Genomic DNA, 1,762 nt, shown 5'->3' with positions numbered 1-1,762 from the left:
TCGTCCAGGGCGCTCAGTACGAGGATCTGCGCAGGCGGGCCTGCCGGGGCCTCGAATCGATCACAGGGGAGAGCGGCCGCGGCTTCGACGGCTACGGCATCGGCGGCGCGCTCGAGAAGGAGAATCTCGGCACCATCGTCCGGTGGTGCAATGAGGAGCTACCCGAGCACAAGCCTCGTCACCTGCTCGGAATCAGCGAACCGGACGACTTCTTCGTGGCCGTCGAGAACGGCGTCGACACCTTCGACTGCGTCAACCCGTCCCGGGTGGCGCGCAACGCCGCGATCTATCACCCGGACGGCCGGTTCAACATCAACACCAGCAGGAACCGGCGCGACTTCTCACCCATCGACGAGAACTGCGACTGCTACACGTGCGCCAATTACACGCGGGCGTACATCCACCACCTGTTCAAGGCCAAGGAGATGCTGGCCTCGACCCTCTGCACCATTCACAACGAGCGGTTCACCGTGCGTCTGGTCGATCAGATCCGCGACAGTATCGACGGCGGCTACCTCGACGATTTCAAGGCGGACACGCTCGGGCGGTTCTACGCGCGGAGCACGTAGGTGGGTTCGCGTTTCTTCACGTAGGCGATGACGCGGTAGGTGATCGGCATGACGAGAACCTCCACGAGCGTCTTCCAGAGGAATCCGATGATCACGTAGTTCACGAAATCGCTCCATGTGCTGATGCCGATGGCACCGGCCGCGATGGAGCAGAAGATCAGGGTATCGGCGAATTCACCGACGACGGTCGAACCGATGAGGCGTGCCCAGAGATGCTTCTCCTTGGTGCGTTCCTTGATCATCACCAGCGTCACCGAGTTCAGCATCTGGCCCACCAGGTAGCCGGCCAACCCGGCGAGGAGCAGCCGGGGATACACGCCGACCACAGCCTCGAGCGCAGCCTGGTTCTCGTAGAACTCGGCCGACGGCAGCTCGATCAGAATCCAGAAACACAGCGCCGCGAGAATGAGTGCGCCGAAGCCCAGGTAGATCGCGCGACGCGTCGACTTGAACCCGTACACCTCGCTGAGCACGTCACCCAGGATGTAGGCAAGGGGGAAGAGGAAGAACCCGCCGTCGGTGATGACCGGCAGGACCTGGAGCGGGCCGAGGGACAGCTCCGAATCCCCGAAGAATGCGACGCCCTTCGTCGCGCAGATATTCGAGATCAGCAATGTCGCCGTGAACAGCGCAACGAACGTCGGGTAGTACCCGCGGCTGACGTGCGCGAACGCGGCGTGGTCTTCTGGTTTGACGTGCTGATCTGAGACTGTCACGCCGCCATCCAAGCACCCCGGGCGGAGTGGCGCGAATCGCCCGGGGTGCCCGACGAGCGCTGCGCCGCCGGGTGAATGTACCGTTTGTCTGATCTGAGGCGACCGGAGGTACATTCACGCGCTTGCGGACTACCTGCCGGCTATGAGCTCTGTACGACGCGTGTGCCGCCGGCGAGCTCGTCGTGCTTGCCCTGCTTGGTGGGGCTCGAGTTGATCGTGACGCCGATGACGATCGCCGCGATGGTGCCGAGCAGTCCGAACAGTAGACCGATGAACGGGAGACTGCCGAGGGCGCTGAGGATGTAGAAGCTGTTGCGGATCAGCGACTCCTGCTGGGTGGGGAACCCACCGCTCGCGCCCACGACGCGCAGTTTCAGCAACTGCTTGCCGGGGGTCTGCCCCTTGGTCGTCTCGAAGTACACGAAGTACCCCACCGCAGCGGCCGCAGTGAGGAATGCTCCGATCACACCGCCGACG

At 63.5% G+C, this 1,762-nt stretch carries 3 protein-coding genes; 1 reads left to right on the top strand and 2 read right to left on the bottom strand.

The window, feature by feature from the left end:
- On the top strand, window positions 1-569 hold a 569-nt coding region (locus tag WAW17_RS16135; RefSeq protein ID WP_422333956.1), incomplete at its 5' end, for a tRNA-guanine transglycosylase.
- Here WAW17_RS16135 and WAW17_RS16130 read toward each other — a convergent pair.
- The gene (locus WAW17_RS16130) at window positions 551-1,285 is read right to left on the bottom strand and encodes a queuosine precursor transporter (RefSeq protein ID WP_422333955.1); all 735 of its coding nucleotides are present in this window, start codon (window positions 1,283-1,285) and stop codon (window positions 551-553) included. The two genes, WAW17_RS16135 and WAW17_RS16130, sit on opposite strands and share 19 nt — an antisense overlap.
- Before the next feature lie 140 nt (window positions 1,286-1,425).
- A partial coding sequence (locus WAW17_RS16125) for an RDD family protein (protein WP_422333954.1) occupies window positions 1,426-1,762 on the bottom strand: 337 nt, incomplete at its 5' end.

The sequence above is a fragment of the Rhodococcus sp. (in: high G+C Gram-positive bacteria) genome (assembly GCF_049286785.1).
Lineage (GTDB): Bacteria > Actinomycetota > Actinomycetes > Mycobacteriales > Mycobacteriaceae > Rhodococcus_F.
The sequence above is the reverse complement of the archived record's forward strand: the minus strand, read 5'-3'. Positions and strand labels throughout refer to the sequence as shown.